Genomic DNA, 6,877 nt, shown 5'->3' with positions numbered 1-6,877 from the left:
CAATGAATTTGAATTCAGCAAAAGCAAAGCTAAGCACAGGGTTTCAAGCTCTGCAAACCCAATGATGAAAGAATACGATCAATTTCAAAATCTTCGCTATGTCGTTGTAGATAAAATAAATTGTAAAAAATTCCACATTTATGAAGTGGAGGCCAAGTGATGTCTGACGATGAAATTCGCTTCAATATTATAGTCGGTCGATAATATACAAAATCTTTCGCACATTTTTAGGTTGAGACGCTTACCTTTATTGTGACGGAAGGATGTCAGACCCGAATATTTCTTGCGCCAGTTTTAATACGTCGCGTCTGAACTGACCCTTGCGGATCATACGGGCGATCTCAATGCCTGGTAGCGTAGACGCGGCTGCCTCGAACGATTTGAAGCCAAGCATGGGGCGGGCCGGCGTTTGATGAAACGGTGATCCTGCTCAAAGATTTAGTTAAGGTACTTGATCCGCACCGTCTCGATCGGGACTGGGCAGCCGAAGCGCTTCAACATATGATTGATCTCGTTGCCCCCAGAAGTATTGGCGCCGCTCGTGTCGATTACGATTTTGCGCAGCAGTTCGTTCGCTTCAAGGGCACGCGCGAAGAATTTAATGACTGCAGCCTTGTTCCGACGTCTGGACAGCATGGTGTCCTACGTCTTTCCGAACTTATCGTCCGCCCGGTAGAGATAGAGCCATTTGCCCCTCAGGCACACGTACGTTTCGTCCATTTGCCATGACCGATACAACGGACATTTGCAGCAACTGGCTACGTCGGCCATCTGGCTGGCATACTTGGTGACCCAACGGTTGAGCGTAGCATGATCGACAGTCACTCCGCGTTCGGCGTGGCTCTCGCCAAGGCCGCGGTAGGAAGCGCCATAGCGAACGTAGAAGAAGACCGCGAACAGGGTCACGTCCTTGGGGAATGAGCGCCTTTGAAGGAAATGGCCATCGCACGTCTCCAGAACACCGGAAAATCAACGACCCAACATGCAGTGAATTCAAAGTCTCCAGAGCCGAACCCCGTCCGGGACGCTGTCACGATCCAGCAGGGCAGGAATATCCGCAACCAGCCCGGTTCCGTTTTTCAGCATTCCGGTCAGCAACTGCCACACAGGTTCATCCTGTAAAAATCGCCGATGCGGCACCGCCAGCACGATGGCATCGGCGTCTGTAAGCGAGTCGCGCCCGGCCAGCGAGAGACCATATTCGCTGAAGACATCCTTCGGGTCTGCAAGCGGATCATGCACAAGAACGTCAGCGCCGAATTTCTTCAGTTCGTCGATCAGGTCGACCACCTTTGAATTGCGGGTGTCCGGCACATCTGCCTTGTAGGTTATTCCGAGCACCACGATTTTCAGCGGCATGGGCAGGCCCAGCTTGACGCTTTCCTGAACGATCTTGCCGGCGACAAAGGCCGGCATGGCCTCGTTCGTTCCCCGTCCCGCCAGAATAACCTGGGGTGTCATCCCGATCTCATTGGCCCTGTGGGTCAGGTAGTAGGGATCGACACCGATACAGTGCCCCCCCACCAGACCCGGCTGGAAGGGAAGGAAATTCCACTTCGTGCCGGCTCCTGCAAGCACATCACGGGTATCGATCCCCATTTGATGAAACAGCATGGCCAGTTCATTCATCAGGGCGATGTTCAGGTCCCGCTGGGTGTTTTCAATCACCTTTGCCGCTTCCGCCACCTTGATGGAGGACGCCAGGTGGATGCCGGCTGTCACCACCGCTCCGTAGAGTGCGGAAAGCGTGCGGGCGGCCTCATTGGATGAGGCGGACACGATCTTGGTGATATCCGAAAAGCCGCGCTGGTCGTCACCCGGATTGATACGTTCCGGCGAATATCCGACCTCGAAATCCCGGCCAAGCGCCATCCCCGATTCCCGTTCCAGGATCGGAACGGCCACTTCCTCGGTGGCTCCGGGAAAAACCGTGGATTCGAAAACCACGATCGCACCGGGCTTCAGGTTGCGGCCTGCGGTGATCGCGGCGCTTCTGAAGGGCGCAAGGTCGGGCCGTTTGGCCTGATCGACGGGCGTTGGAACCGCAACGATCAGGATATCCCGGTTGCGGAGATCCTCCTCACGTGCCGAAAAGGCGAGTGTCGGGTGGGACAGATCGGCCGCCGTCACGGAGCCCGTGCTGTCACGGCCCTCCGACAGCTCCTTCAGCCTCTGTGTGTTGATATCGAAGCCGACGACGTCGAATCCCCTGGCAGCGAAGGCGGACGCAACAGGCAGGCCGACATAGCCGAGACCGAGCACTGCAATTTTCTGGGACAGGAGGGGTGATTCTGACATGGGATTTCCTGAAAGGGGAAGGCCGGACCCGCAATTCACGGATCCGGCCCACTCCTAGTCGGTTCTGCTACCTGTTTTCAAGGCCGCCGCAGCCCGGAAGGCGCTCATTTGGCAGCCGATCCTAACCGATCATCTCTTGCATGAAGGGAACAAGCTGCTCCGCAAGAGCGGGATCATCCATGCCGAAGGCGATGTTGGCACTCAGGAACCCTGCCTTGTTGCCGCAGTCGTAGCTGCGTCCCTCGAACTTGAGCGAGGCGAACTGCTGATCCTTCATCATGGCGAGCATGCTGTCGGTCAACTGAATCTCGCCGCCGGCGCCCTTGTCCTGGTTCGACAGAAGATCGAAGATTTCCGGCTGCAGGATATACCGTCCGGTAATCATCAGATTGGACGGGGCCGTTCCCGGTGCGGGTTTCTCGACCATGTTCGAAATCCTGCTGGCATTTGCGTTGATGTGTTCCGAGAGCTCGACGATGCCGTATTGGTCGGTCTGGTCTTCCGGCACCTCTTCGACGGCAATGATATTTCCGCCGGTCTGCTCATACAGATCCACCATCTGCTTCAGACAGCTGACCTTGGATTTGATGATCACGTCGGGAAGAAGAATCGCGAAGGGCTCGTTGCCAATGATGTCACGCGCGCACCATATGGCATGTCCGAGTCCGAGCGGCGCCTGCTGACGGGTGAAGCTTGTAGAGCCGGGCTGGGGACGTTGCTTTTCGAGGAGTTCCAGAGCGGCCGCCTTGTTCCGGGCCTTCAACGTATCCTCAAGTTCATAGGCTATGTCGAAATGATCCTCGATGACCTGTTTGTTTCGACCGGTCACGAACACAATATGCTCGATCCCGCCGGCGCGTGCCTCATCGACGACGTATTGAATGATCGGACGATCGACAATCGTCAGCATTTCCTTCGGAACGGCTTTGGTCGCCGGAAGGAAACGGGTGCCAAGTCCTGCAACGGGCAGCACTGCCTTGCGGATAGGTCTGTTCATGTGTGGCCTTTCAAATTCGAACCTAAACGGCTTCAATACCCACGTTGCCTTAAATAGCTGAATCGTGGCTTAAATTTGTATTTCCTCATCCGGACTGCAGAGGCAGGCATGTAATTCACGCGCCTTCAGAGGGGGGATCATCAGCAATCGGTGGCCGTTTAATATGCTTTCCCGAGAAAATGCCTGTCGGCAGACTTCCGATTGCCGACGACAGATTTGTGCGTTGCAATGAAACCACCAAACACATGGCAAAACAATAAGCAGCCCCAAAAATGTGGCAATTTGCCTTTTAAATCGATTGAAGAGCCGCTTCCTACGCGAAGAGGCCATGTTGCGGGCGAGCCAAAAGAGCGCTATGGAACAGGCAAATCCATTCAGGCATCCGCTTGCAGGCTGAAAGTCCGCATTCCGGTACGAAACCGCTCAGAAAAACTGGTGAAAAATGACCGAAGCAAACCGTGTCGTTTCCCTTGGAAATGTGACCTTCAACAATGATGCTGCGTTCAGCCTCATTGCAGGCCCTTGCCAGCTGGAAAGCCGTGAACACGCTCTGGAATGTGCCGCAGCCATCAAGGAAATCACCGAAAGACTCGGTATCGGCACCGTCTTCAAGACATCCTACGACAAGGCCAATCGCACCTCCCTGTCGGGCAAACGTGGCCTCGGCATGAAAGAGGCGATGCCGATCTTTGCCGAAATCAGGGAAACCTACGGCATGCCTGTCCTGACCGACGTGCATGGTCCCGACCAGTGTGCACCGGTGGGAGAGGTTGTCGACATCCTGCAGATTCCTGCCTTTCTCTGCCGCCAGACGGATCTTCTGATCGCCGCCGCGAATACAGGAAAAGTCGTCAACGTGAAAAAGGGCCAGTTCCTGGCGCCCTGGGACATGAAGAACGTTCTCGAGAAGGTGACCGGTTCGGGCAACCCGAACGTCCTTTTGACGGAGCGTGGCGCCAGTTTCGGTTACAACACGCTTGTCAGCGACATGCGATCCCTGCCGATCCTGGCTGCGACCGGAGCGCCGGTGGTCTTCGATGCGACTCACTCGGTTCAGCAGCCCGGCGGGCAGGGCGGCTCCACCGGGGGCGACCGGTCCATGGTTCCCGTTCTTGCCCGCGCGGCCGTGGCCGTCGGGGTGGCCGGTCTGTTTATCGAGACCCATCCGGATCCGGACAAGGCACCGTCGGACGGCCCCAACATGGTTCCCCTGAAAGATCTCGAAGCGCTCCTCAGGCGGCTGAAAGCTCTGGATGAGGTCGCGAAGGCTCCGGCCTTTGCCGCCGAATAGTTGACTGAAAGCCGCGCAACGGCGTGGCTTTCTCACGTAGTGCAGCCGTTCCGTCGGCTACCGGAAGCGCCGGACATTCGTCCGGCAAAGTGTCAGTTCAGGTACATGCGACAAGGGAGTTCTTTCCATGACCGCCATAGTTGATGTTGTCGGCCGTCAGATTTTTGACAGCCGTGGTAACCCGACTGTCGAAGTCGACGTCTTCCTCGAGGACGGCTCCTTCGGACGGGCCGCGGTTCCCTCCGGCGCGTCCACCGGTGCGCATGAAGCCGTAGAGCTGCGTGACGGCGGCAGTCGTTTCATGGGCAAGGGCGTGCAGAAAGCCGTCGACGCGGTGAATGGAGAGATCTTCGAGACAATCGGCGGCCTGGAAGCTGAAGACCAGCTGCAGATCGACCGGGCGATGGTCGATCTCGACGGCACCCACAACAAGGCACGCCTTGGCGCCAACGCCATTCTCGGCGTGTCCCTGGCCGTTGCCCGGGCCGCGGCACAAGCCAGCGGCCTGCCGCTGTACCGCTATGTCGGTGGAACCTCCGCCCGCACCCTGCCGGTACCGATGATGAATATCATCAATGGCGGTGCACATGCCGACAACCCGATCGATTTCCAGGAATTCATGATCATGCCGGTCGGCGCAGATACGCTCAGCGAAGCGGTGCGCATGGGAACGGAGATCTTCCACACGCTGAAAAAGGCCCTGAACGCGGCCGGCCACAACACCAACGTCGGCGACGAAGGCGGCTTTGCGCCCAATCTGGACTCCACCGACACTGCCATCGGCTTCGTCATGAAGGCGATCGAGACCGCCGGCTACAAGCCGGGTGAAGACGTCTTCCTTGCGCTTGATGCCGCATCGACGGAATTCTTCAAGGACGGAAAATATGTGCTGGAAGGCGAGGGCAAGTCGCTGGCTCCGGACGAAATGGCCCGCTATCTGGACGACCTTGTCTCCCGCTATCCCATCATCTCAGTCGAGGATGGGCTTGCCGAGGATGACTGGGAAGGCTGGAAAGCCACCACGGACCTGATCGGCAGCAAATGCCAGCTCGTGGGCGACGATCTCTTTGTCACCAACTCCGAGCGCCTGCGCAAGGGTATCGATATGGGCGTTGCCAATTCGATCCTCATCAAGGTCAACCAGATCGGCACGCTGTCCGAAACCCTTGATGCGGTGGAAACCGCCCACAAGGCGGCCTATAGCGCGGTCATGTCTCATCGGTCCGGAGAAACGGAAGATTCCACCATCGCCGACCTTGCCGTGGCGACCAATTGCGGACAGATCAAGACCGGTTCTCTTGCCCGCTCCGACAGACTGGCGAAGTACAATCAGCTGATCCGGATCGAGGAAGAGCTTGGCCCGCAGGCCGTTTATGCTGGAAGGTCCATCCTGAGAGGCTGACGCGCCCGCCAGGACCTAGAACGACAGAAAGCCCGGGGCAGCGTCCCGGGCTTTTTTCTTGGTGTGGCCTTTCGGCAAATCAGTGCGGGGATTGCACTTCCTGGTCGGTACGGGTTTCCTCCGCGTGCAGCAGAGCGGCTACGATCGTCTCGGACTTTTCCGCCCCCGCCAGGACAAAGCGTCCGTCGATGATGAAACAGGGAACACCGGTAATGCCCGCCGCCTGGGCGTTGGCAATCTCTGCCTCTATCTTGTGGAGGTCCGTGTCGGTTTCAAGCAGCTGTTCCACAAGGTCCGACTGCATGCCCGCCTCATCGGAAATCCGGACCAGAGTCTCCGCTCTGGTAAGATCCTCGCCCTTGAGAAAATACGCCTTGAACAACCGCTCGACGACTTCATCCTGTAGATCGTCGGCACGTGACCAGAGGATCAACCGGTGGCAATCAAGCGTGTTCGGTGACAGCTTTATGTCCTCGAAGGCAAAATCGATTCCTTCTTCCAGTCCCGCCGCCTTGATCTGACTGTAGAAACTGTTCGCCTGCTCGATGCCGCCGAACTTGTCGCTGAGATATTGTTTGCGGTCCTTACCGGTCTTCGGCAGGGTGGCATCCAGCTGAAACGGATGCCAGCGGACGGTGACCGCCAATTGCGGAACCGAACGCAGGGCGGTTTCCAGCCGTCTTTTGCCGATGAAACACCACGGGCACATGACGTCCGAGACAATGTCAACAGTCAGAGGAGGAAAATCGGTCATTCATAATCCCGTGTTAGAGCTGGCACCTGACGGCTCGCCCCCGCGACCGGGGACATCCTGTTTCTAACAGAAATACAGGAAAAAACGATCCAACCCAAATTTCGGGGCAAAATCGGGGTGTCGCAGCCTGCCGTT

Annotated in this window: 5 protein-coding genes and 1 pseudogene; 2 read left to right on the top strand and 4 right to left on the bottom strand. The window is 57.2% G+C overall.

Annotation, left to right across the window (positions count from 1 at the left end):
• Nucleotides 1-247: 247 nt before the first annotated feature.
• From DCO57_RS06165 to galU, 3 genes and pseudogenes are all read right to left on the bottom strand, one after another.
• Nucleotides 248-944: pseudogene (locus DCO57_RS06165) on the bottom strand (IS6 family transposase).
• 49 nt (nt 945-993) lie between these two features.
• Nucleotides 994-2,298, bottom strand: coding sequence for a nucleotide sugar dehydrogenase (locus tag DCO57_RS06160; RefSeq protein WP_116697976.1), 1,305 nt, complete (start codon nt 2,296-2,298; stop codon nt 994-996).
• A 121-nt stretch (nt 2,299-2,419) separates the two neighbouring features.
• Nucleotides 2,420-3,295 carry a UTP--glucose-1-phosphate uridylyltransferase GalU gene (gene galU / locus DCO57_RS06155; RefSeq protein WP_116697975.1) on the bottom strand — a complete coding sequence of 292 codons (876 nt, stop codon included), beginning with the start codon at nt 3,293-3,295 and terminating at the stop codon, nt 2,420-2,422.
• A 442-nt stretch (nt 3,296-3,737) separates the two neighbouring features.
• On the opposite strand from galU, the gene kdsA reads away from it, so the two are divergent.
• Both kdsA and eno read left to right on the top strand, forming a co-directional pair.
• Complete coding sequence (kdsA, locus tag DCO57_RS06150) at nt 3,738-4,586, top strand: 3-deoxy-8-phosphooctulonate synthase (RefSeq protein WP_116697974.1); 849 nt, start codon at nt 3,738-3,740, stop codon at nt 4,584-4,586.
• A gap of 127 nt (nt 4,587-4,713) precedes the next feature.
• A complete protein-coding gene (eno, locus tag DCO57_RS06145; RefSeq protein WP_116697973.1) occupies nt 4,714-5,988 on the top strand; it encodes a phosphopyruvate hydratase in 1,275 nt (424 codons plus the stop codon).
• 79 nt (nt 5,989-6,067) lie between these two features.
• Here eno and DCO57_RS06140 read toward each other — a convergent pair whose 3' ends face one another.
• Nucleotides 6,068-6,742: a DsbA family oxidoreductase gene (locus DCO57_RS06140; RefSeq protein ID WP_116697972.1), complete on the bottom strand. Its 675-nt coding sequence runs from the start codon at nt 6,740-6,742 to the stop codon at nt 6,068-6,070.
• Nucleotides 6,743-6,877: the final 135 nt, after the last annotated feature.

This window comes from Labrenzia sp. 011 (assembly GCF_003075075.1).
In the GTDB taxonomy this organism is placed as follows: domain Bacteria; phylum Pseudomonadota; class Alphaproteobacteria; order Rhizobiales; family Stappiaceae; genus Roseibium.
The sequence above is the reverse complement of the archived record's forward strand: the minus strand, read 5'-3'. Positions and strand labels throughout refer to the sequence as shown.

Coding starts and splice junctions, on each gene's coding strand:
- DCO57_RS06160 (WP_116697976.1), bottom strand. CDS start 2,298: ATGTCAGAATCACCCCTCCTGTCCCAGAAAATTGCAGTGCTCGGTCTC.
- galU (WP_116697975.1), bottom strand. CDS start 3,295: ATGAACAGACCTATCCGCAAGGCAGTGCTGCCCGTTGCAGGACTTGGC.
- kdsA (WP_116697974.1), top strand. CDS start 3,738: ATGACCGAAGCAAACCGTGTCGTTTCCCTTGGAAATGTGACCTTCAAC.
- eno (WP_116697973.1), top strand. CDS start 4,714: ATGACCGCCATAGTTGATGTTGTCGGCCGTCAGATTTTTGACAGCCGT.
- DCO57_RS06140 (WP_116697972.1), bottom strand. CDS start 6,742: ATGACCGATTTTCCTCCTCTGACTGTTGACATTGTCTCGGACGTCATG.